Genomic DNA, 22,057 nt, shown 5'->3' with positions numbered 1-22,057 from the left:
GCTGCCGCTCTGACGCACCCCCATGCGTCGGAGGTGCTTGCCAGCCTTCCTTTGAGCCCGATCGCGGGTGATCATGGAGAGGAGTCTGGATGTGTCGAGGGGCGCTGGGAGTTGCTGGCGAGTTTCGATGCGCGGGATCCGACCGGGGAGGTCGAGGTGCCCGGCTATGGCGCCGTGGTGATCCGGCTCGACGATGTGCTGCCCGACTGACGTCTCGTCAGCGGAGGCGGTGATCTCCTCGGGCGGGTGCGGGTGAGATCATGGGCACCGTGACTGTGCCCAACGTGCTTGCCACCCGCTACGCCGCTGCCGACCTCGCCGAGATCTGGTCTCCCGAGCACAAGATCGTCCTGGAGCGACAGCTGTGGATCGCGGTGCTGAAGGCGCAGCGCGACCTGGGGATCGACGTACCGGACGGGGTCGTGGAGGCCTACGAAGCGGTCGTCGACCAAGTCGACCTCGCCTCGATCGCCGCGCGAGAGCGGGTCACCCGACACGACGTGAAGGCGCGCATCGAGGAGTTCTGCGCGCTCGCCGGGCACGAGCACATCCACAAGGGCATGACTTCGCGCGACCTCACCGAGAACGTCGAGCAGCTGCAGGTACGCCGCTCGCTCGAGGTGGTCCGCGACCGCGCTGTCGCAACACTCGCCCGGCTGGCTCGCCTGGCCGCCGAGCACGAGGCGACGGTCATGGCGGGCCGCTCCCACAACGTCGCCGCACAGGCGACCACGCTGGGCAAGCGGTTCGCCACCGTTGCCGACGAGATGCTGGTTGCGGTGCAGCGCGTCGAGGAGCTGTTGGCCCGCTACCCGCTGCGCGGCATCAAGGGTCCGGTGGGCACCGCGCAGGACATGCTCGACCTGCTCGACGGCGACGCCACCAAGCTCGCCGAGCTCGAGCACCGGGTCGCGGTGCACCTGGGCTTCGAGGCCGTGCTGACCTCGGTCGGTCAGGTCTATCCGCGCTCGCTCGACTTCGAGGTCGTCTCGGCGCTGGTGCAGTTGGTCGCCGGCCCCTCCAACCTCGCCACCACGATCCGGCTGATGGCCGGCATCGAACTGGTCACCGAGGGTTTCAAGGAGGGCCAGGTCGGCTCGTCGGCGATGCCGCACAAGATGAACACCCGCTCCTGCGAGCGGGTCAACGGTCTCGCCGTGATCCTGCGCGGTCACCTCTCCATGGTCGGCGAGCTCGCCGGTGACCAGTGGAACGAGGGCGACGTCTCCTGCTCGGTCGTGCGCCGGGTCGCCCTGCCCGACGCCTTCTTCGCGGCCGACGGCCTCTTCCAGACCTTCCTCACCGTGCTCGACGAGTTCGGTGCTTTCCCTGCCGTCATCCAGCGTGAGCTCGACCGCTACCTGCCGTTCCTGGCCACCACGAAGGTGCTCATGTCGGCGGTGCGCAACGGAGTCGGACGCGAGGCCGCGCACGAGGCGATCAAGGAGCACGCGGTCGGTGTGGCCCTGGAGATGCGCCAGGGCCTCGCGGTCAACGATCTCTTCGACCGGCTGGCAGCCGACACGCGGCTCGGCCTCACCCGCGAGCAGATCGGTGCGCTGGTCGCGGAGCCGATCGATTTCACCGGTGCCGCCGTCGACCAGGTGCGCGCCGTGGTGAGCGCCGTCGAGACGCTGGCTGCGCGTTACCCGGAGGCTGCGTCGTACGCCCCGGGTGAGATCCTCTGACCCGCCGAAACGCCACGTGTAGACAGTTGACTAGCCACTTTCAGACACTTGAGACGCCAGTTTCACGGCGTCGTGCAAGGAAACTGGCGTCTCAAGTGTCTGAAAGTGGCGTCTCAACACGCTGAACTTGGCGTTTCGACGCAGGCTCTGGACGTGTCGAGTAGCGCTTCGAGGATTCGGGTTTGTCGGGCGGTTTGCCGGGTATGGTCAGTTGGTCTTGTGACCCGATCCCGTGAGGAGGAGGCGCGGACCGCGCCTGCGAATCGTGACTCAGAACAATGCGCCAGACCCTACCGAACAGACCGAGACCGACAGCGCTTCCACTGCACCACCCAGCAACGCAGCATCACGTAGCAGCTCAGGACCCAGCAGCTCAGCAGCACCCAAGAACGCCACCACCCTGATCGGCACCGGCCCTGGTGCCGACCATGCCGCGACCCAGGTCCACCCTGCCCTCGACTTCCCTGTGGAGGTCGAGGAGGCCCAGGACACCAGCAAGCTCGACCGCGTCGTCTTCGGCATCACCGCCGGCCTGGCGATCGGCTTCCTCGTCTGGGGCTTCGTGAGCACCAACTCGCTCAGCAACGCCTCGGGCGATGCGCTCGGGTGGGCGATGGAGTACCTCGGCTGGTTCTTCGTGCTGACCGCCTCCGGGTTCGTGGTCTTCGCGATCTGGCTGGCCCTCGGCAAGTACGGCGGCATCCCGCTCGGGCGTGACGACGACGAGCCGGAGTTCCGCACCTCCTCGTGGATCGCCATGATGTTCTCCGCTGGCATGGGCATCGGGCTGATGTTCTACGGCGTGAGCGAGCCGCTCACCTTCTTCGCCGGTGATGCGACCGATCCGGACCTGCCTGCCGGCATTCCCGGAACCGACGGGATGGACCAGGTGGAGCTGGCCCGGCAGGCGATGGCCCAGACACTCTTCCACTGGACGCTGCACCCCTGGGCGATCTACGCGGTCGTCGGTCTCGCCATCGCCTACGGCGTCTTCCGCAAGGGTCGGCTCCAGCTGGTCAGCTCGGCGTTCGAGTCGCTGCTGGGCAAGCGGGTGCATGGTCCGGTCGGCAAGGTCATCGACATGCTGGCGATCTTCGCGACGCTCTTCGGCTCCGCTGCCTCACTGGGCCTGGGTGCGCTGCAGATCAAGGAAGGCGTGCAGATCTTCGGTGGCGCGGGCGAGATCGGCAACGGGGTCCTGGTCGGCATCATCACCTTCCTCACGATCTGCTTCATCCTGTCGGCGGTCTCCGGGGTCTCCCGGGGCATCCAGTACCTGTCGAACATCAACATGGTGTTGGCGCTGCTGCTGGCGCTCTTCGTCTTCATCGTGGGGCCGACGATGTTCATCCTGAACTTCCTGCCCAGCGTGATGACCGAGTACGTCGGCCTGATGCCGGAAATGGCCGGCCGGGTCAACGGCCAAGGCGCCTACACCGAGTCCTGGCTGACCTACTACACCGTCTTCTACTGGGCCTGGTGGATCTCTTGGACGCCCTTCGTCGGCATGTTCATCGCTCGGATCTCCAAGGGCCGCACCATCCGCCAGTTCGTCACAGGGGTGCTGCTGGTGCCGAGCCTGGTCAGCCTGGTCTGGTTCGCCATCTTCGGCGGTGCCGCCATCAAGTTCGAGATGGACGGCAAGGGCGTCTACGACGGCGGCGCCGAGGCGCAGCTCTTCAACACGCTCGACCAGCTGCCGTGGGCCTCGATCGCGACCGTGCTGGTGATCATCCTGGTGGGCATCTTCTTCGTCTCGGGCGCCGACGCGGCCTCGATCGTGATGGGTTCGCTCTCCCAGCACGGGGCGCTTGAGCCGAAGCGCGCACCGGTCATCTTCTGGGGTGTCGCCACCGGCGCCGTGGCCGCGGTGATGCTGCTGATCGGTGGGCAGACCGCGTTGGACGGACTCAAGAACATCACCATCGTGGCGGCCGTGCCCTTCGTCTTCGTGATGGTGGGTCTCTGCGTCGCCCTGGTGAAGGACCTCGCCCACGACCCGCTCGTCGTCCGCCGTCAGTACGCCGTCGAGGCGGTCCATCAGGCGGTAGTCACCGGCGTCACGGAGCACGGCGACGACTTCATGCTCTCCGTGGAGCGAGACGAGTCCGTCGAGGAGCCGGAGGAGACATCCGCGGACGATCCGGAGGCGACGGACGGGAAGGCCGCAGGCCCGGCCACCGGGTGAAATTCCTTCTGGGCCATGCCGGCTGTCCGATCGGTCGGTTTTAGGGGCATCCCCTCCCCATGTCCGGGTGACCGAGCGCACACTCGTGAGCGGTATCCGTGACATGGGGAGGAAACCCGATGAGTAGTGCATTGAAGCGAGTCCTGGTCGCCATCACGATGGTGGCGCTGGCACTCGGTCTGACCGCGTTGCCGGCCGGCACCGCCAACGCCGCGCCGGGCGATCCGGGGTGCGTTGCCGCTCAGCAGTCGGCGAGCACCGCCAAGACCGCTGTCGCGAAGGCGAAGCAGAAGGTCAAGAAGGCCAAGCAGAAGGTCAAGAAGGCCAAGGCCACCCACCAGAAGGCCAAGGTCAAGAAGGCCAAGAAGAAGGTCACCAAGGCGAAGAAGAACCTCGCCAACAAGAAGGCCGCCCTCTCGCGGGCGAAGTCGAACGCCGCGGCGAAGTGTGCGGCACCGGCAGCGGACCCGACCGACGCCTTCAGCCAGCTGCTCGCCCTCTTCATGCAGGGGGCCGGGGGGCTCCCGGGCGGCGGTCTGCCCGACGGCTTCGACCTCGACGCCTTCACCGAGCTGCTCAACGGCTTCGGCGGCGGCACCGGCGGCCTGCCGATCCCGGACGGCTTCGACCCGACCCAGCTGGCTGGCATGTTCGAGATGTTCACGCAGTACCTGGACCCGTCGATGCTCGACCCTGAGATGCTGACCGGCCTGTTGGGCGGCATGGACCCGGCGATGCTGACCGACCTGCTCGGTGGGCTTGCCGGAGGCGGCATCCCGACCGACATGGACCCGGCTGCGTTGCTGGAGATCTTCACCGCGATGGCGGGCCAGTTCGGCTCGATCCCGGGGGCCGGCGACCTGCCGATCCCCACCGACCCGGGCGCGCTCATCGAGCTGCTCACCGGTCTCGGTGACCTGCTCGGCGGACTGGGCCTGGACCTGGGTGGGCTGTTGGGTGGCGGTGGCCTCCCGATCCCGCTGCCCTTTCCCTGAGTAGCGAACACGACAAGGACCGCGGTCCTCGCCTTCCGGGGCGGGGGCCGCGGTCTTCTTGCGTGGCACTCAACCCGGTCGGCAGCCTTCCGGAGCGCCGGCGTACGACGCATGGCCCGTCCGGGTGATGCCGGTCTGGCTGTTCGGTGCGGTTTTTCCGATTAGGCAGGGAGAGCGCTGCCGGCGCCCCCAGACTTGTCGCGGTATCACCGATGGGGAGGGAGACCCTGGATGATCAAGCTGAAGCGCCTGCTCGTGTCCACCACGCTGGTGGCCGTCACGGCCGGATTGATGGCGTTGCCGATGACCGCGGCGGAGGCCGCTCCCGCCGACCAGGCAGCGTGCGTCGCCGCGCAGCGTGCAGAGGGCGCGCGGGCAGCCGAGGTGCATGCGGCCAAGGCGAAGGTGGCCAAGGCCAAGAAGTTGGTCAAGAAGGCGAAGAAGTCCGCTCGGCCCGCGACGGTCAAGAAGGCCAAGGTGCGCAAGGCCAAGAAGGCCGTGACCAAGGCAAAGAGCAAGCTGCACCGGGCCAAGGCGGCGCACGCCACTGCCCGGCAGAAGACGGCCAAGGCCTGCGCTGAGGTTCCTGCCAGCCCAGCCGGCAACCAGCTCGGCCAGCTGCTCGCACTGCTGAGCCAGAGTGGCGCGAAGAGCCCCTCGCTGCCGGGTGGCATCGGTGGCGCGAACGGTGCGCCGGTCGATGCGGCGCAGCTCACCAACCTGCTCGCGGTGCTCGGCGGTGGCCAGCTGCCGGCTCTCGACGCCGGCCTGCTCGCTGGGATCACCGAGGGCTTCGGCATGCCGCTCGACGCAGGCCTCCTCTCGGAGCTGCTCGGCGGCGCTCTGGACCCGGCACAGATCACCTCGCTCCTCAGCGGTGGAGCCGACCCTGCGATGCTGCTGGAGGTCTTCAAGGGGATCGCCGGACAGTTCGGCGCGCTCGGCGGCGGTGCGCTTCCCATCCCGACCGACCCGATGGCGTTGTTCACCCTCTTCCGTACCGGTCTGGACGCTCTCGTCGGTCACCTCGATCCCGCCGCGCTCGGATCGGTGCTCCGGCTCTTCACCCAGTTCGCCCAACTGGCCGGTGGCGACACCAGCACGTTGCCGACGCTCGGCGTCGAGCAGCTCAAGCAGCTGCTCACCGGGTTCCTTCCGGCAGAGGTGATCGGCGCTCTCGACCCGACGGACCTGCTGAGCCTGCTGGGTGGCTTCAACAACCTGCCGACCAGCCCGGAGCAGGTGCTGGCGCTCTTCGGAGGTCTGCTCTCGCCAGCTCAGCTCGAGGCACTCCTCACCGGGAGCGCCGATGCCAGCACCATGGCGGTCGCCTTCGGTGACCTGCTGAAGAACTTCTCCGTGCTCACCGACCTGGAGCTGCCCGGTGGCGTCGACCTCGGTGTGTTGACCGGCCTGATCGACAACGTCGTCAGCCTTGTCACGGACCTGCTCGGTGGACTACTCGGTGGCGGCCCCACGCTGCCGATCCCGGAGATCCCGATCGTCTGCGACATCCTGCCGCTGCCGATCCTCTGCAAGTGACGCGCTGAGCAGCACGACGGCCCCGGGACCGCTCGGTCCCGGGGCCGTCGTCCTGCTCTGGACTCGAAGGAGTCAGGAGCCCGGGCGCACCTCCAACACCACGTCGAACTCCAGCAGCTGGGCACCTGTGGCGACCGGCTTGCCGTGCTCCCCGGCGTGGGCGGCCCGGGCCGACCCGTCGCGCCAGGCGGCGTACGACTCCTCGTCCTCCCACTCGGTCAGCACGAAGTACCGGTCCTCACCTGCCGTCGGGCGGAGCAGCTGGAAGCCGAGGAACCCCGGAGAGTCCTCGACGGTGCCGGCGCGCGCTGCGAAGCGGCGCTCCAACTCGGCGTGGGCCTGCGGAGGGACGGCGATGGCGTTGATCTTCACGACAGACATGTCCGCAGACTATCGGCGTGACCCCGGTCCGTGCCCCCAGCTGTCCGACGTACCAACGGAAGGTGGCTCCCATCATCACGATGAGAGCCACCTTCCGTTGGTACGTCGGGAGCGGTGCGTCGGCTGTCTAGCCGTGTCGCGGCACCATCATCCTCATGACCTTCTCGGTGCCGAGCACCAGCTTCGCCCGGTCGGGGATGGAGCGCATCTCGACGACCTTGGCGCCGGTGGAGATGACCTGCACCGGCCCGTCGGCGATGGCGTCGAGCGCTTCACGAGCGGCGTCCGCCGGCTCCGTCACGGCAACACCGGGCACGTCGAAGTTGAGGCCGGCGCGCACCATCGCGGGGGTGCGGGTGAGGCCGAGGACGAACTCGAGCACATCGACGCCGTACTCGCGCAGCTCCGACCAGAGTCCCTCCGCGAAGATACGGCTGAACGCCTTCACGCCACCGTAGATGCTCTCGGAGGTGCAGCCGACGTAGCCTGCCAGCGAGCCGATGAGGATGATTCCGCCGCGACCGCGCTCCTTCATCTGCCGGCCGTAGTGGTGGGTCAGCGCCAGCATCGCGGTGAGGTTGAGGTCGATGACGCCCTGGAACCCCTCCAGCTCGCCCTGCAGGAACGGCCCGCCGTAGCTGTTGGCGCCGGCGTTGTAGATCAGCAGACCGACCTCGACGTCAGCGGTGGCGCCGGTGATCCGGGTGATGGCGGCCGGATCGGTGAGGTCTGCGGACAAGGTACGCACCTCGACCCCGTGGGTCGACCGCACCTTCTCTGCCGTCTCCTCCAGGGGGCCGGGCTTGCGAGCGACGAGCAACAGGTGGAAGCCGTCCGCAGCGAGCTGGTCGGCGAACTCGGCGCCCACCCCCTCGGAGCCGCCGGCGATGACGGCCCACGGGCCGTACTTGGCGAGGTCGGTCACTGATGTCCTTCCGGGTTGGTCTTCAGGGGATCCTGGTCCTGGATCTCGAGGGAGCCGCGCACAGCGGCCTCGCGGATCGACTCCTTGAGGGCCGAACAGCCCAGGAACGCGTTCCGGTTCGGCCGCTCCTGCGGCGGCAGCGTCTGACGCCGTTCGTTGCAGGCGGCCAGGGCCTGCTCCGTCCACTGCACCGAGGTCTGGTCCCAACTGCTCTTGCGAGCCAGCACCTGGGCCGCGCACGCGGTGCAGGTGACCGACTGCATCGGCCCGTCGTCGAGGCGTACGTCGGGCCGTGGCGCCGGCGTACCCATCAGCTCGTGGCCGCGCGGGCCGCCAGGTTCGCCTCGACCTCGGTGCGCCACGCCTCGTTGGGTCGGGTGGTGTCGATCTCGAACTCGAACCGGTCGGTCATCTCCGGCGTCACCTCGGCGGCGTCGACGTAGAACTGCTCGTACCAGCGGCGCAGCTGGTAGACCGGGCCGTCCTCCTCGCAGAGCAGCGGGTTGTCGATCTTCGTCTTGCTCTTCCAGATAGCGACGTCCTGCTCGAAGCCGTACTTGATGAACTTGCCGGTGGTGGCGGCGAGCTGCTCGGCCTCGTCGTCGGAGACGCCCTCCTTCTTCTCCACGATGATCCCGTACTGCAGCACGAAGGAGTTGGAGTCGATGGGGTAGTGGCAGTTGATCAGGATCGTGTCGACGTCCATGTCCTCGTAGTGGTACGTGACCTCGTCGATCATGAACGACGGTCCGTGGTACGCCGCCACGGAGGTGGTGCCGAGCACCACCGGGCTGCTGCCACCCCGGGCCGCGCGGATGTCCTCACGCCCGGTGCCGTTCATGTACTGGTAGGCGCTGGTGCCCTCGAAGACGTTCTTGAAGTACGTCGGGAAGGAGTAGTGGATGTAGAAGAAGTGGGCCATGTCGACGACGTTGTCCACGATCTCGCGGCAGTTGGCGCCCTCGATGACGGTCTCGTACCAGAGCCAGTCGGTCCAGCGGTCGCTGTCGACCTGCGGGATCCGGGGGATCGTCACGTCGGCGGGGGGCGGGTTGCCCTCCGGGTCGTTCCAGACGAAGACCATGCCGTCCTGGATCATCGTCGGCCAGGCGGCGGTGCGGGCCCGCAGCGGGACGCGGCGCGCGTAGGGGATCTGCTTGCAGCGACCGTCGCCGCCCCAGCGCCAGTCGTGGAACGGGCAGGCGATCTCGTTGCCCTTGACGGTGCCCTGGGAGAGGTCACCGCCCATGTGCCGGCAGTAGGCGTCCAGCACGTTGACCGCGCCGTCCTCGCCGGCGAACACGACGAGCTTCTGCCCGAACGCGTTGATCTGATGGGGCTTTCCGTCGCTGAGATCGCGCTCGAGCCCCAAGCAGTGCCAGCCCCGGGCGAACCGCGTGGGCGCGGCGTCAACCTCGATCCGGCGTACGGCAGTGTCCTCGGTCATCTGGCACCCTCCTGAAAGCATCTGCTGACTTCCCCTGAGTGTGGCCGCCTTCCGCGATTCGAGCCCCCTGGCATTCCCACTCAGCGGTAAGGCAAAGTCGGGGCGATCGGACGGTGGGAAACACTGGACGTGCTGTGAGCCGAGCCACACCCCCGGTGTGGGCGGATCGAACAAGGGGGAAGACAGTGCCGCGAATCGCGGAGAACAGGGCGCCGGCCGAGCCGGTGTCGGCCGACCAGAAGGAGCGCTACCAACGCATCCTCCGGGCGGCTGCGCGGCTGGGCACCCAGCACGGCCACGAACGGATGCAGATGACCGACGTGGCCAAGGAGGCCGGCGTCGCCATCGCCACCCTCTACCGCTACTTCCCCTCCAAGAACGACCTGTTCCTCGGTCTGCTCCGCAGCCAGGTGAACACGCTGGTGCCGGTGACGGTCGATGCCGGCGCGCTGCCGTCGCAGGCAGTCGCCGAGACCCTGCTCATCGCCAGCCGTCGGCTCCTGGAGCGGCCTCTCCTCGCGACGGCGATGCTGCAGGCGAACAACGCGGCGCAGCTCAAGATCGGGCCTGAAGGCTCCGACGTCACCAACTCGTTCCACGTCGTGCTCTTCCGGGCGCTCGGGATCACCGATGCCACCGCCCAGGACGAGCGCATGGTGCGGTTGGTCGAGCAGGCCTGGTACGGCGTCCTGATCTCCGTGCTCAACAGCGTGATCACCGCCGAGGAGAGTGAGGACGACATCCGCCTCACCTGTGAGCTGCTTCTCGGCCCCACCTATGACCGATCCCGCGGCGACGCGGAGAACCAGGAGTGAAGATGAGTCGCAAGGTCGCCCTGACCGGATCCGCCGCCGGCATCGGCGCCGCCACCGCCGCGCTGTTGCGCGAGCGCGGTGACGAGGTGATCGGGGTCGACATCCGGGACGCCGACGTGGTTGCCGACCTCTCCACCCCGGAGGGGCGCCAGGCCGCTATTGCCGGGGTGCTGGAGCGTTGCGGAGGCGAGCTGGACGGGCTGATCACCGTGGCCGGCCTCAGCCAGGCAGGACCGCCCCAGGTGAGTGTCAACTACTTCGGCACCGTCGACCTGGTCACCGGGCTGCAGCCTGCGCTTGCCGCCGCCCGCGGCAAGGTGGCACTGGTCGGCTCGATCGCGGGCACCCAGCCGAACTCCCCGGACATCGTGGCCGCATGCCTGGCAGGCGATGAGGCGGCGGCCCTGGAGGCTGCGGCAGCCGCGAGCCATCCCACCGCGATCTACCCCTCGACCAAGAGCGCAGTCGCCCAGTGGATGCGCAGCGTGGCAGCCACCCCGGAGTTCGCCGGCGCAGGCATCCCGATCAACGCGGTCGCGCCTGGCGTGGTGCTCACCGCCATGTCCGCCGGGCTGATCAGCGACCCGGAGTGGAAGAAGATCATGGATCAGGCCGTCCCGATGCCGCTCAACGGGTACTCGGAGCCCGAGGTGATCGGCAACGCCCTGCTGTGGCTCATCGCGCCGGAGAACACCCACATGACCGGGCAGGTCATCTACGTCGACGGTGGCGCCGAGGTCAGCCTCCGGCCGCATGACCTCTTCTGAGCCTGGCCTCGCCTGAGCCTGGGTCTCGACAGGCTCGACCGCCGGTGGACGGGTCTCGACAGGCTCGACCACCGGTGGATGGGTCAACCACCGGCGGTCGAGAGGGCCGGTCAGCCGAAGTGGGCCTGGCCGCCGTCAAGGGGGATGGTGGCACCGGTGAGGTAGCGCATGTCCTGGCCGCAGAGGGCGACCACGGCGCGGCCGATGTCGGTCTCGGGATCGCCGACGTACTTCATCGGGATCGAGGCGATGAACTCCTCCGCCTCCTCCGGGTTGTTCTCGATCCACCACTTCAGGCCGGGGGAGAGGGCGTGCGGCGCGATGCTGTTGACCCGGATCCCGTCACTCGCCCACTCGACGGCCGCGGTGCGGCTGACCGAGCGGAGCGCGGACTTCGCGGCGGCGTACGCGCCGTAGTTCGAGAGGTCCCAGCGGACCATCGCGGCGGTCACCAGGTTGATGATCGAGCCACCGCCCGCCGCCTTGAGGTGCGGGTGCGCTGCGGTCATGAACGCGAAGGCAGCGAAGGGGCCGCTGACGAAGCCCTTCGTGAACTGCTTGAGGTTGGTCTGCAGCAGCGGGCCGAGGGTGCCCGAGTAGGCGTTGTTGACGAGGATGTCGAGCCTGCCCATCTCCTCGGCGACCTGGTCGACCAGGCCGGGGATCGACTCAGTGTCCATGACGTCGGCGGTGTAGATCTCGGCGCGCACGCCGCGGGCCCGCAGTTGCTCGGCAGTGTCGGCCAGCTTGGCCTCGGTACGGCCCACGACCGCCACGTCCACGCCCTCGGTGGCGAGCGCCAGCGCGATGCCCTGGCCCACGCCCTGGCCGGCGCCGGTCACCAGCGCCACCTTGCCCTTGAACTCGCTCATCGCCTGTCTCCTGCCTCGTCGCGTCACCGGGGGACGGGGTCGTCCCTACCTGTCGGGGAACATCGTGGTGGGACCCGCCGACGGCACGCGATGGGTTCCCGGTCATCGGGAACCTCGGAACCCCGCAGGTGAGCCCGCACACATACTTCCTGATGCGTCGACGCCGGGGGAGCGTCGGCGGCCGACGCATCCGAGTGGAGGAACGATGACGCAGACCGACGCAGCGCTCGCGGCCCAGCAGCTTCTGGCAGGGCTGAGCGGCCCGGGCGGCCAGTGGGAGCTGGAGCCGGCTGAGATCCTCGGCGTCGAGGTGCCGGTCTTCAAGAACCGCTTCCGCTCCCTCCACGAGATGCTCGCCAGTTCGCAGCAGTGGGGCGACAGCCCCTACGTCGTCTCCCTCGACGGCACCTTGACGTACGCCGAGCACCTGGCTCGTGTCTCCTCCCTCGCCCGGGCGCTCCGTGAGGAGCACGGCATCGGCAAGGGCGACCGCGTGGCGATCGCCTCGGCCAACAACGTCGGGTGGATCCAGGCGTTCTGGGCGACGGTCTCGATCGGCGCGATCGCCGTCGGCTACAACGCCTGGTGGTCGCCGCGGGAGCTCGCCTACGGTCTTGAGCACGCCACCCCCAAGCTGATCTTCGCCGACGGCAAGCGACAAGCGGCGTACGCCTCCCTGGGGGTGACGGTGCCGGTCCTCGACATCGAGGCAGACCTGGACCGGATGGCGACCGCCCACCCCGACGCGCCGCCGCCGAGCGAGGACGTGGCCGAGGACGACCCGGCCGTCATCCTCTACACCTCGGGCACGTCGGGCCGGCCGAAGGGCGCCGTGCACTCGCACCGCAACGTGGCCGCTGTCGTGGAGTACCACCGCTACTCCGACGCGCTCGCTGCTGCGTTCGGCGACCCGACCGACCCGCGCCAGAAGACCTACCTGCTTGCCATGCCGCTCTTCCACGTCGGCAGCCTCCACAACCTGATCGCTCCGCGGCTCGCCACCGGCAGCAAGGTCGCCCTGCACCTGGGCGCCTTCGACGTGGCGAAGGTGCTGGAGCTGGTCGAGAAGGCACACGTCACCCACTGGGGCGCCGTGCCCACGATGGCCAACAGGCTGCTCGCCTTCGACCGTGTCGGCGACTACGACACCTCGTCGCTCTACGCCTTCTCGCTGGCCTCGGCGCCGTCATCGGTGGAGTTCAAGCAGCGGCTGCGTGAGGGGCTGCCCTTCGCGTCGGCGCTGGTCGACTCCTACGGCATGACCGAGACCTGCACCGCGATCTGCGTGGCGACGCCGATCGATCTGGCCGAGGCCCCGGGGTCCCTCGGGCGGCCGATCATCGGTGTGGAGATGCAGGTGCGGGACGTGAACGGCCGAGTGCTCCCTCCCGGCGAGGAGGGCGAGGTGCACACTCGTTCGTGCTTCACGATGCTCGGCTACTGGAACAACCCCGAGGCCACCGCCGCGGCATTCACGGAGGACCGCTGGCTGCGTACCGGCGACCTCGGTACGCTCGACGAGCAGGGCCGGCTGCGGCTCTCCAGTCGGCGCTCCGACCTCATCATCCGCGGTGGCGAGAACGTCTACCCGGCCGAGGTCGAGGGAGTGCTGGCCGAGCACCCCTCGGTCGCCGAGTGCGTCGTGCTCGGCGTCCCGCACTCCGACCTGGGCCAGGAGGTCGGGGCGGTGGTTGTCGCGCAGGGTGCCGACGATCCGGGCGCGCTGGAGCTCGAGCTGCGCAGGCACGCCGCGGAGAACCTGGCCCACTACAAGGTGCCGACGCACTGGAAGATCGTCGACTCCCCGCTGCCGCGCAACGCCACCGGCAAGGTGATCCGCACCGCCGTCAGCCTGGCGCCGTGACCGCCTCGCCGCCCCGCTGAACCTCGTCCCGCCGACCCGAGCGACCGCTACGCCCCTCACCGTTCGAACTGCCGCCGCGCAGGGCTTCCGGTGAGTGGGACAGGTCACATCCCGGGTCTCGACCCGATGGGAAATTCACTCCTGTGTTGCGTCAATTCGTGTTGCGAGTCCTGGAGCTCCTGGCAGTCCTGCTGCTGGTGAGCTTCGGCGTCTTCGCGCTTCTCTCCCTGGTGCCGGGCGATCCGGCGGTCGCCGTCCTGGGTGAAGGCCGGGAACCGTCGGAGTACGCCGCCCTCCGGGACGAGATGGGTCTCAACGACCCCTTCTTCACCCGCTACTTCGACTGGTTCGGCGGCGTACTGCACGGCGACCTCGGCAGCTCGCTGATCCCGCCGGTGGTGCCGGTCTGGGATCGTCTCGTGGCAGCCATGCCGGTGAGCCTGGAGCTCGCCGGGCTCGGCCTGCTGATCGCGCTGGTCGTCTCCGTGCCGCTGGCGATGTGGTCGGCCTACAACGAGGGCGGCCGGATCGACCGGGCCATCGGCGCCTTCACCTTCGGGCTGCTGTCGTTGCCTTCGTTCCTCGTCGGCCTGGTGCTCATCGCGGTCCTGGTCAACTCGATGGGCTGGTTCCCGCGGACAGGCTGGGTGCGGATCACCGACGACTTCGGTGGCAATCTGAGCCATGTCTTCCTGCCGGCGCTGACGATCGCCCTGATGGAGATGGCGATGTTCACCCGGATCCTGCGCAACGACCTGGTGACCACGCTCAACGAGGACTTCATCCTCGCTGCCCGGGCCAAGGGCATGCCGCCGCTGCGGATCATGGTGAGCGACGCGCTCCGCCCCTCCTCGTTCTCGTTGGTGACCATCCTGGGGCTGAGCATCGGCCGCCTGGTCGGGTCCACGGTGATCGTGGAGTATCTCTTCTCCTTGCCGGGCATGGGCCGTCTCGTGATCGAGGCCGCCAGCACCGGCAACTACCCGATGGTGCAGGGCGCCGTGTTGCTGATCGCCGTGGTCTACGTCCTCAGCAGCGCTCTCATCGACCTCTCCTATGGCTATCTCGACCCGAGGACGCGCCGTGCCCGAGCCTGACATCAACCACACCGGTGACCCCGTGGACGCACCGGTCCCTGCCGCCGCTGCGGGCACCGCGCTGCTCGATCCGGGTGAGGAGACCGCTGCCAAGCCGCGGGTCTCCCGCAGGACGCAGCTGCTCGTCGGCGCACCCATGCTCGTCGGCGGTCTGGCCCTGGCCGGCTTCGCCGCCACCACCGCGTTGCTGATCACGCTGGCGAAGGTGCTGCTCCTGGTGGTCGGCCTGCTGGTCGCGATGAACGGCCTCGGCCGGATCGCCGAGGCCGTCCGCGGCAAGTCGGTCGACATCGTCTTCGTGCTCGGCATGACCTGGCTGACCGTGCTCATCGGCCTTGCGGTGCTGGCGCCGCTGCTGCCGTTGGGCAACCACAACGACGCGACCCAGGGCCTGTACGCTCCGATCTTCGCCGAGCCGGAGCTCGGCTCGGAGTACCCGCTGGGCACCAACAACTACGGTCTGGACATGCTCGCCCGGGCCATCTACGGCGCCCGTACGTCGTTGGTCGTCTCGCTCTTCGCGATCCTGATCGGCACCACCGTGGGCGGTCTGATCGGCATGGTTGCGGGCTTCCTGCGCGGTGCGACCGACCGAGTGGTCGGCATCCTCGCCAACGCACTGCTCGCGGTGCCGCCGCTGGTCTTGCTCATCGCGCTCGGCACGGTGCTGTCGCCGAACCTGCGCAACCTGTCGATCGCCCTCTCGCTGTTGACCATCCCGAGCATGGTGCGCGTCGCCCGCGCCAACACGATCACCTTCGCCCAGCGCGAGTTCGTGCTGGCCGCCCAGGCGATCGGCGCCACCCGCATGCGCCTGCTGCGCAAGGAGCTGCTGCCCAACGTGGTGCTTCCGGTCGCGTCGATGGGCGTCGTGATGGTCTCGATGCTGATCGTCGCGGAGGCGTCGCTCTCCTACCTGGGCCTTGGCATCCGTGCGCCCGAGCCGACCTGGGGCAACATGATCGCCGAGGGTGAGGGCGGGGTCATGGAGGCCCACCCGTTCATCGTGATCGTCCCGGGCCTGTGCCTCTTCCTGACCGTCTTCTCCTTCAACCTGCTGGGCGAGAAGGTCCAGAAGCGCTGGGACCCGAGGAGTGCCAAGCTGTGACCAGTGAATCCAAGAGCCCCATCCTGGTGGTGGAGAACCTCCGCACCGTCTTCCATACCCCACGGGGCGACGTACGGGCGGTCGACGGGGTCTCCTTCGAGCTGCGACCGGGCGAGACGCTCGGCCTGGTGGGTGAGTCCGGCTCCGGCAAGTCGGTGCTGGGCCGCACCGTCATGGGTCTCATCTCGAACGACGCCCGCACCACCGTCACCGGCAAGGTGACGCTGGGCGGGGTCGACGTGCACGGGGTGAAGCGCGCCGTACGCCGCAAGCTGTGGGGCACCGAGGTCGCGATGGTCTTCCAGGACCCGATGACCTCTCTCAACCCGGTCAAGCGGATCGGCACCCACCTCACCGAGACCTTGCGCTTCCACCTGCGCTGCACGCGCAAGGAGGCGGAGGAGCGCGCCGTTGAGCTGCTTACGCAGGTCGGCATCCCCGAGCCGAAGCGCCGGATGCGGCAGTACCCGCACGAGATGTCGGGTGGCATGCGGCAGCGGGTCGTCATCGCGATGGCACTGGCCTGCGACCCGCGCCTGCTGATCGCCGACGAGCCCACCACTGCCCTCGACGTGACCGTGCAGAAGCAGATCCTCGACCTGCTCGGCAATCTCACCACCGAGCGGGACATGGCCACGGTGCTGGTCAGCCACGATCTCGGCGCCGTCGCCGGGCGGACCGACCGGGTGCAGGTGATGTACGCCGGCCGAACCGTCGAACAGGGCCGGACCAGCGAGGTCTTCGCGGCGCCGACGCACCCCTACACCGATGCGCTGCTCGCCTCGATCCCGCAGATCGAGAACGCACCGCACAGCCTGCTGCGTGCGATCGAGGGCAACCCGCCCGACATGGCGAACCCGCCCGGCGGATGCCGCTTCGCTCCGCGCTGTGGGTACGCCGACACGACCTGCACGAGCGACCTCCCGCTCCTTCAGCCGCTCGCCGGCCCCGGTCGGTCGGTCGCCTGCCACCATCCGCTTCTGGCCGGTGCGGCCCCCGTAGGAAGTGAGCACACCCATGGCCGGTAGCGGCATCGCGCACCTGCGCGCAGACGAGAAGCGCGCCTTGACCGTCGAGAACCTCGTGGTCGAGTTCCCGGTGACCGGCGGCGTCGTGCATGCCGTCTCCGACCTGAGCATCGACGTACTCCCGGGGGAGACGCTCGGGATCCTGGGTGAGTCCGGCTGCGGCAAGTCCAGCGCCGGCCGAGCCCTGATGCAGCTGCCGGCGCCCACCTCGGGGCGGGTGCTGCTCGGTGACGCCGAGCTGACTGCGCTCAAGAAGAACGACATGCGTCGGGCGCGCGCCAAGATGCAGATGATCATGCAGGATCCGGTCTCTGCGCTGAACCCGCGGCGCAAGGTCAAGGACCTGGTCGCCGAGGGTCTCGAGGTCTGGGGCTTCGAGGGCAAGGACCGCGCGAAGTTCGTCGACGACCTGCTCTCCTCCGTCGGCCTGGACCCGGCTGTGGTCCGGGACCGGCGTCCCCACGAGCTCTCTGGTGGCCAGTGCCAGCGTGTCTGCATCGCCCGCTCGCTCGCCTTGGACCCCGACGTGCTCATCTGCGACGAGCCGGTCTCCAGTCTGGATGTCTCGGTCCAGGCGCAGGTCCTCAACCTGCTCGAGGAGACGCGCGAGCGCTACGACCTGAGCATGATCTTCATCGCCCACGACGTAGCCGTGGTGAAGAACATCAGCGACCGGGTCATGGTCATGTATCTCGGCAAGACCTGCGAGGTCATTCCGTCCGACGACATGCAGAACAAGGCCCTGCACCCCTACACGCGGCTGCTCCTCGCCTCCGTCCCCAGCGCTGCCGATGCGCAGGCTCGGGCCGCCGGCGAGGCCACCGCCGAAGCTCCGGTCAAGGACGTCGAGCTGCCGTCGCCGCTCAACCCCCCGAGCGGCTGCCGGTTCCGGACCCGCTGCCCCTTGGCCACCGAGCAGTGTGCTGCCGAGGAGCCCGTGCTCCGCGAGATGCGCCCGGGCCAGTTCGTGGCCTGCCACAACGTCAGCGCCTGACCTGACGCCGTCGCGTCGAGACGCCAGCTTCGACACGTTGAGTCGCCAGCTTCGACACGTTGAGTCGCCAAGATTTGCGCGAACACCGCGCACTAAAGCTGGCGCCTCAACTCACTGAAGCTGGCGTTTCGACGTGCTGAAGGTGGCGTGTCGACGAAGCGGGCCGGCGTCCCCTCCTGGGGGATGCCGGCCCGCTTCTTGGTGCTGTTCCGTCGGTTCGAGCGTTGACCCGTCGGTTCGAGCGTTGACCCGTCGGTTCGAGCGTGGCCCGTCGGACGGAGGTGGCGCTGGGGAGGGTCAGCTCTTCCAGGCCTGGTGGTAGAGCATCAGGAACTCGCTGCTGGGCAGGATGCCGTGGACGTTCTCGTTCCAGGGGAAGAAGAAGCCGCCGGGAGCGATGGCGATGCCGGGGACCGTCTCCTGCCACAGCTCGTTGATCTGGGTGAGGATCGAGGTCGCCTCCTCGCCGGTGGCCGCCTGCAGGCTGCCGATCAGCTTGTCCATCTCGGGGTTGCTGTAGCCGGACGGGTTGGCGGGCGAGGCTCCGATGAGCTGGCTGGAGAAGCGCGAATAGGGGTCGTCGACCGGGATGCTCATCGACGACGACGCGATGTCGTAGTCATGCGTGACATAGATGCGGCTGGTCTGGTCGGCGATGTTGTTGAGCAGCTCGACCTGGACCGTGAAGCCGGCCGCCTCGAGCATCGCCTGGATGGTCACGGCGGCGGTCTTGGAGGTCTGGTCGGACTGACCCAGGTAGACGAGCTTGGTGCTCACGCCGTCGGCCTTGGCCTCCTCGACGAGCTTCTTCGCCTCCGCGATGTTGGTCTCCGGGGTGGTCACCTCGGTGTAGTACGGCGCCGAGGGCGTGTAGATGTTGCGGCTCGCGATGCCGTGGCCGTCGGCCGTGCGCTCAAGGAACGCCTCCGGGTCGAAGGCGAGGTCCATCGCCTTGCGGAGCCGCTCGTCGGCACCGGGGCGCCCCTCGCGGTTGTTGATCCAGACCATCGAGCCCAGGCCGACCGGCACCAGCGCCCCGGCGGTGCCGCTGGTGCGCGCCTCCTCGACAACACCCGGAGTGCGGACGGAGGCCTGGTCGATGTCACCGCGCTTCAGGGAGTCCATCCGCGCCTGGTCGGAGGCAGGCCAGACGAAACGAAGCTTGTCGAGGTGGGGACGCTCGCCGAAGTAGTCGTCGTTGCGGGTCAGCACGAGCTCCTCGCTCGGCTTGTAGTCCTCGAAGACGAACGGACCGGCGCCGATCGGCTTGAACTTGTCCTTGCCGCCGGCGATCGCCTTCGGCGCGACGATCATGCCGGGACCGGTAGCGAGCATGGCCGGGAAGCTCGCCCACGGTGCCTTCATGACGAAGTCGATGGTGGTGGCGTCGACCGGCTTCATCTCGCTGAGGTTGGTGTAGAGCAGCAGCGTGTTGAAGCCCTGGTTGGACATGTAGTAGCCGATGCTGCCCATCACCGCGGCGGCGTCCACGGGGGTGCCGTCGGAGAACTTCACACCCTTGCGCAGGGTAAGTCGCCAGGTGGTGTTGTCGTCGCTGGTGAGGGATTCGGCCAACTGCGGCACGTAGGCGCCGGCCTCGTCGTCCCAGCGCATCAGCACGTCGTAGATCGCCGCCATCGCGGAGGCTCCTACAGCCCCGTTGGGAATGGTCACGGTGGGGTCGAGGGAGCGAGGCTCGCCGTAGTCGCCAACCGTGAGGGTGCCGCCGTCCTTCGGGGTGCCGCCGTCGTCGGCACCGTAGACGCCACCGGCCCAGATCTCGTCCTTGCTCATGGACGATTTCTCGCTCTTGTCCTTGTCGTTGTCCTTGTCACCGCCCGAGTCGGCACATCCCGTGACGAGCAGGGTGCTCGCCAGGAAGGCGGCACCGACGCGCGTCAGTGTTGTGGTGCGAATCCTCACTGGGTCCTCCATCTCAACGGCGCAGGAAGGCGCCCCTCCCGCTGATGTGTCGGCGGTCACAGTAGGTGTGAGGAACGCCACTGCTGACGAGGCGTCCCGTTGAGTGGGAGGCTCGCTCCGGCGGGGGTGGTTCATGCGATCAGGTGGGGCGGCCAGAGCGTAGGTACGCCGGAAGTGGAGTTTCTCGTGGAAGTGGCCGGCCTGCTTGCCCTGGGGGCGGTCGTCTACCTCTTGGCGTCGGCGGCCCAGGCGATCACCGGCTTCGGCATGGCGCTGCTCGCCGTCCCGGTGCTGATCCCCGTGGTGGGTCCGGTCCCAGCTGTCGTCTCGAGCGTCCTGGTGAGCGTGGTGCTGTGTGCGCGGGCCTGGTGGCGCGAGCGCGACGAGGTCGACGTCCGCCTGGCCATGCGGGTCTCGGTGGCCGCCGCCTTCGGGCTGCCGTTGGGCCTGGTGCTGCTCCTGCTCTTGACCGAGGTGCAACTCTCCCTTGCGGTCGCTGTGTCGGTCGTCCTCGGGGTGCTGGTGCTTGCCCTGGTCAAGCTGCCGCCGGTGGGACGGGTCGGCGAGGTCGCCGGAGGCTTCGTGAGCGGGGCGCTGCTCACCTCGACCGGGCTCAACGGGCCGCCGTTGGTCATCACCTTCCAGGCCGCAGGGCTGGAGCCGCGCCGTTTCCGGGCGACGCTGCAGGCAGCGTTCCTCGCTCAGGACGTGGTGGCCGTGATCGGATTCCTGGTCGTCGCCAAGATCGACCTGACTGCCGGACTCGTCGCGCTCGGCGGCATCGCGGGAGTCCCTGCCGGATGGGCGCTGGGAGACAAGGTGTTCGGCGCCTTGCGCCCCGAGACGTTCCGCAAGGTCGTCCTGGCCGGACTCGTGATGACCGCATGCGCGTCGGTCGCCCTGGTGCTGCGTTGAGTGCGCGCCACCCCGCGGGGTGACGTTCCGCTGCCGTGCGGGGAGATGGCGAAGGCGGGGAGGCGGCGTGTTCTCCGTCCTCCCCGCCTTCGGCGGGCCGACCATGCGTCGGTCTGTGACCGGGATCGGGTCACTTGCTGAGCTTGGCCAGCTTGCGAGCCTGCTTGCCGATCTCCTCGATCTGCTCACGGATGCCGTCCACGTCCTTCTTGGACGGACGGACCGCGTCGGCGGTGCGCTTGGCGCCCTTGCGCGCCTTCTTCTCGACCTTGCCGGCGACGTCGATGATGTCGTCGAGGATCTCCAAGGTGTCGTCGATCAGCGACCCGAGGCAGTTGGCCGCCGGGGCGTCCTTGCGCTTCTTCTTGCTGGGGGACTTCTTGGCGGCCTTGGCGGGCGCAGAGGTCTCGACGGTGGGGGCCTCGGGTGCCGCGGGCGCCTTCTTGGCCGGGGTGCGCTTGGCCGGGGTGCGCTTGGCCGGCGCGCGCTTCGTCGCGCTCGCCGCGGCGGGCGACGCGGTGGCGGTGGTCACTTGCCTACCTTGGCGAGCTTCTTGGTCTGCTTGCCCAGGTCCTCGATCTGGTTGCGCAGCGCCTTGACGTCCTTCTTGGAGGGGCGGGCGGCCTTCAGTGCCTTCTTGGAGCCCTTGCGGCTCTTCTTCTCAATGTCGCCGGCGGTGTCGACCAGGTCGTCGAGCAGGTCCTTGGTGGCGTCGATCATGCCGCTGAGGTAGTTGCTGACCTGCTTGTTCTTGTTCTTCGCCATCGTTCTCACTCCTTGGTGTGGGTTGTTCGATGACGTGAACTTTACGCAGTGCGTAGGTTATTACGCAACGCATTATGACGCACGTCACGCACCGCTGGCTCAGTCGGCCAGGAAGCCCTGAAGGAAGAGGCGCACCATCTGCTCGGTGAACTCGGTGCGCGAGTGCTGCTCGCGCACCGGCCAGTGGCGGCTGGCCCACAGTGCGTCGCGCACGGTGCGGTAGAAGGTCTCCACAGGTACGTCGTCGCGGAAGGTGCCCTCCGACACGCCCGCCTTGATCGCCGTGATCCAGTAGTTGCGCATCTCGCGCGAAGCGTCGTCGACGGCGTCCAGTAGGCCGTGGGCGCGCAGGTACTGCCGATCCTGCTGGTAGATCGCGGTGGGCTGCGGGTGCTCCTCGATGATCGCCAGAGTGGCTGCGATCAGTCGCTCCACCGTCTCTCGAGGAGTCGCCGCCTCGGCGCTCGCGGCCGCGAACCGGCGCTGGATGTCGGCCATGTAGTCCGCCATCAGCTCGGCGACGATCGCATCCTTGGAGCGGAACCAGTGATAGAGGCTGCCGGAGTGCACGCCTGCCCGGTCGCCGATCTCGCGGACGGTGGTCGCGCCGACGCCGCGGCTGGCGAAGAGGTCGGCGGCGACCTCGAGGATCTCGGAGCGGGTGTCGCGTGCCATGGCATTCCTTCGCTGGTCGCTGCGGTCCGACTGAGTGAGACCTCCGTATACCGGAGTCCCGGTGTGGA

At 68.4% G+C, this 22,057-nt stretch carries 22 protein-coding genes; 13 read left to right on the top strand and 9 right to left on the bottom strand.

The genetic code is table 11. From position 1 onward, the window contains the following. Nucleotides 1-51: 51 nt before the first annotated feature. From DNK54_RS21095 to DNK54_RS10430, 5 genes are all read left to right on the top strand, one after another. Nucleotides 52-210 (top strand): hypothetical protein, encoded by a 159-nt coding sequence (locus tag DNK54_RS21095; protein WP_162602396.1) that lies wholly within the window; start codon nt 52-54, stop codon nt 208-210. Nucleotides 211-269: 59 nt separating this feature from the next. Further along, the gene (purB, locus tag DNK54_RS10445; RefSeq protein WP_239460022.1) at nt 270-1,688 is read left to right on the top strand and encodes an adenylosuccinate lyase; all 1,419 of its coding nucleotides are present in this window, start codon (nt 270-272) and stop codon (nt 1,686-1,688) included. 466 nt (nt 1,689-2,154) lie between these two features. After that, nucleotides 2,155-3,876 (top strand): BCCT family transporter, encoded by a 1,722-nt coding sequence (locus DNK54_RS10440; protein WP_239460021.1) that lies wholly within the window; start codon nt 2,155-2,157, stop codon nt 3,874-3,876. Between the two features lie 119 nt (nt 3,877-3,995). Further along, nucleotides 3,996-4,871 carry a hypothetical protein gene (locus DNK54_RS21285; protein ID WP_204164513.1) on the top strand — a complete coding sequence of 292 codons (876 nt, stop codon included), beginning with the start codon at nt 3,996-3,998 and terminating at the stop codon, nt 4,869-4,871. Between the two features lie 231 nt (nt 4,872-5,102). Continuing rightward, on the top strand, nt 5,103-6,413 hold the full coding sequence (locus DNK54_RS10430) for a hypothetical protein (protein WP_110206885.1): 1,311 nt from the start codon (nt 5,103-5,105) through the stop codon (nt 6,411-6,413). A 72-nt stretch (nt 6,414-6,485) separates the two neighbouring features. On the opposite strand, the gene DNK54_RS10425 is transcribed toward DNK54_RS10430, so the two are convergent. The 4 genes from DNK54_RS10425 to DNK54_RS10410 all read right to left on the bottom strand — a co-directional run bounded on the left by DNK54_RS10425 (nt 6,486) and on the right by DNK54_RS10410 (nt 9,166). Next, nucleotides 6,486-6,794, bottom strand: a complete 309-nt coding sequence (locus DNK54_RS10425) for an antibiotic biosynthesis monooxygenase family protein (RefSeq protein WP_110206884.1) — start codon at nt 6,792-6,794, stop codon at nt 6,486-6,488. A 127-nt stretch (nt 6,795-6,921) separates the two neighbouring features. Beyond that, nucleotides 6,922-7,719 carry an SDR family NAD(P)-dependent oxidoreductase gene (locus tag DNK54_RS10420; protein ID WP_110206883.1) on the bottom strand — a complete coding sequence of 266 codons (798 nt, stop codon included), beginning with the start codon at nt 7,717-7,719 and terminating at the stop codon, nt 6,922-6,924. Beyond that, entirely contained in the window at nt 7,716-8,030 is a 315-nt protein-coding gene (locus DNK54_RS10415; protein ID WP_110206882.1) for a ferredoxin, read from the bottom strand. The genes DNK54_RS10420 and DNK54_RS10415 overlap by 4 nt, the downstream gene beginning before the upstream one ends. Further along, nucleotides 8,030-9,166 (bottom strand): 3-ketosteroid-9-alpha-monooxygenase, oxygenase component, encoded by a 1,137-nt coding sequence (locus DNK54_RS10410; protein ID WP_110206881.1) that lies wholly within the window; start codon nt 9,164-9,166, stop codon nt 8,030-8,032. The genes DNK54_RS10415 and DNK54_RS10410 overlap by 1 nt, the downstream gene beginning before the upstream one ends. 185 nt (nt 9,167-9,351) lie before the next feature. Between DNK54_RS10410 and DNK54_RS10405 the strand changes: the two genes are divergently transcribed. Further along, on the top strand, nt 9,352-9,981 hold the full coding sequence (locus tag DNK54_RS10405; RefSeq protein WP_110206880.1) for a TetR/AcrR family transcriptional regulator: 630 nt from the start codon (nt 9,352-9,354) through the stop codon (nt 9,979-9,981). Nucleotides 9,982-9,983: 2 nt separating this feature from the next. Next, nucleotides 9,984-10,748 (top strand): SDR family oxidoreductase, encoded by a 765-nt coding sequence (locus DNK54_RS10400; protein WP_110206879.1) that lies wholly within the window; start codon nt 9,984-9,986, stop codon nt 10,746-10,748. 110 nt (nt 10,749-10,858) lie between these two features. Here DNK54_RS10400 and DNK54_RS10395 read toward each other — a convergent pair whose 3' ends face one another. Then, nucleotides 10,859-11,620, bottom strand: coding sequence for an SDR family NAD(P)-dependent oxidoreductase (locus tag DNK54_RS10395; RefSeq protein WP_110206878.1), 762 nt, complete (start codon nt 11,618-11,620; stop codon nt 10,859-10,861). A 205-nt stretch (nt 11,621-11,825) separates the two neighbouring features. On the opposite strand from DNK54_RS10395, the gene casG reads away from it, so the two are divergent. The 5 genes from casG (at nt 11,826) to DNK54_RS10370 (ending at nt 17,711) form a co-directional block, all read left to right on the top strand. After that, nucleotides 11,826-13,484, top strand: coding sequence for a steroid-24-oyl-CoA synthetase (casG, locus tag DNK54_RS10390; protein ID WP_110206877.1), 1,659 nt, complete (start codon nt 11,826-11,828; stop codon nt 13,482-13,484). Between the two features lie 158 nt (nt 13,485-13,642). Then, nucleotides 13,643-14,581, top strand: a complete 939-nt coding sequence (locus tag DNK54_RS10385; protein ID WP_204164512.1) for an ABC transporter permease — start codon at nt 13,643-13,645, stop codon at nt 14,579-14,581. After that, a complete protein-coding gene (locus DNK54_RS10380) occupies nt 14,568-15,689 on the top strand; it encodes an ABC transporter permease (protein ID WP_204164511.1) in 1,122 nt (373 codons plus the stop codon). Before DNK54_RS10385 ends, DNK54_RS10380 begins: the two co-directional genes overlap by 14 nt. Beyond that, nucleotides 15,686-16,717, top strand: coding sequence for an ABC transporter ATP-binding protein (locus DNK54_RS10375; RefSeq protein WP_110206875.1), 1,032 nt, complete (start codon nt 15,686-15,688; stop codon nt 16,715-16,717). Before DNK54_RS10380 ends, DNK54_RS10375 begins: the two co-directional genes overlap by 4 nt. Next, nucleotides 16,695-17,711, top strand: a complete 1,017-nt coding sequence (locus tag DNK54_RS10370) for an ABC transporter ATP-binding protein (RefSeq protein ID WP_204164510.1) — start codon at nt 16,695-16,697, stop codon at nt 17,709-17,711. The genes DNK54_RS10375 and DNK54_RS10370 overlap by 23 nt, the downstream gene beginning before the upstream one ends. 297 nt (nt 17,712-18,008) lie before the next feature. Here the strand turns inward: DNK54_RS10370 and DNK54_RS10365 are convergent, their stop codons facing one another. Then, nucleotides 18,009-19,634 (bottom strand): ABC transporter substrate-binding protein, encoded by a 1,626-nt coding sequence (locus DNK54_RS10365; protein ID WP_162602395.1) that lies wholly within the window; start codon nt 19,632-19,634, stop codon nt 18,009-18,011. 174 nt (nt 19,635-19,808) lie between these two features. Here DNK54_RS10365 and DNK54_RS10360 point away from each other — a divergent pair, with 174 nt between their 5' ends. Continuing rightward, the gene (locus DNK54_RS10360; RefSeq protein ID WP_162602394.1) at nt 19,809-20,549 is read left to right on the top strand and encodes a TSUP family transporter; all 741 of its coding nucleotides are present in this window, start codon (nt 19,809-19,811) and stop codon (nt 20,547-20,549) included. A 130-nt stretch (nt 20,550-20,679) separates the two neighbouring features. Here the strand turns inward: DNK54_RS10360 and DNK54_RS10355 are convergent, their stop codons facing one another. From DNK54_RS10355 to DNK54_RS10345, 3 genes are all read right to left on the bottom strand, one after another. Next, a complete protein-coding gene (locus tag DNK54_RS10355) occupies nt 20,680-21,081 on the bottom strand; it encodes a hypothetical protein (protein WP_110206871.1) in 402 nt (133 codons plus the stop codon). Continuing rightward, nucleotides 21,078-21,314: a methyl-accepting chemotaxis domain-containing protein gene (locus DNK54_RS10350; RefSeq protein ID WP_110206870.1), complete on the bottom strand. Its 237-nt coding sequence runs from the start codon at nt 21,312-21,314 to the stop codon at nt 21,078-21,080. The genes DNK54_RS10355 and DNK54_RS10350 overlap by 4 nt, the downstream gene beginning before the upstream one ends. Before the next feature lie 99 nt (nt 21,315-21,413). Further along, nucleotides 21,414-21,989, bottom strand: a complete 576-nt coding sequence (locus DNK54_RS10345; RefSeq protein WP_110206869.1) for a TetR/AcrR family transcriptional regulator — start codon at nt 21,987-21,989, stop codon at nt 21,414-21,416. Nucleotides 21,990-22,057 lie beyond the last annotated feature (68 nt).

It is taken from the genome of Nocardioides daejeonensis (assembly GCF_003194585.1).
Taxonomy (GTDB): Bacteria; Actinomycetota; Actinomycetes; order Propionibacteriales; family Nocardioidaceae; genus Nocardioides; species Nocardioides daejeonensis.
The sequence above is the reverse complement of the archived record's forward strand: the minus strand, read 5'-3'. Positions and strand labels throughout refer to the sequence as shown.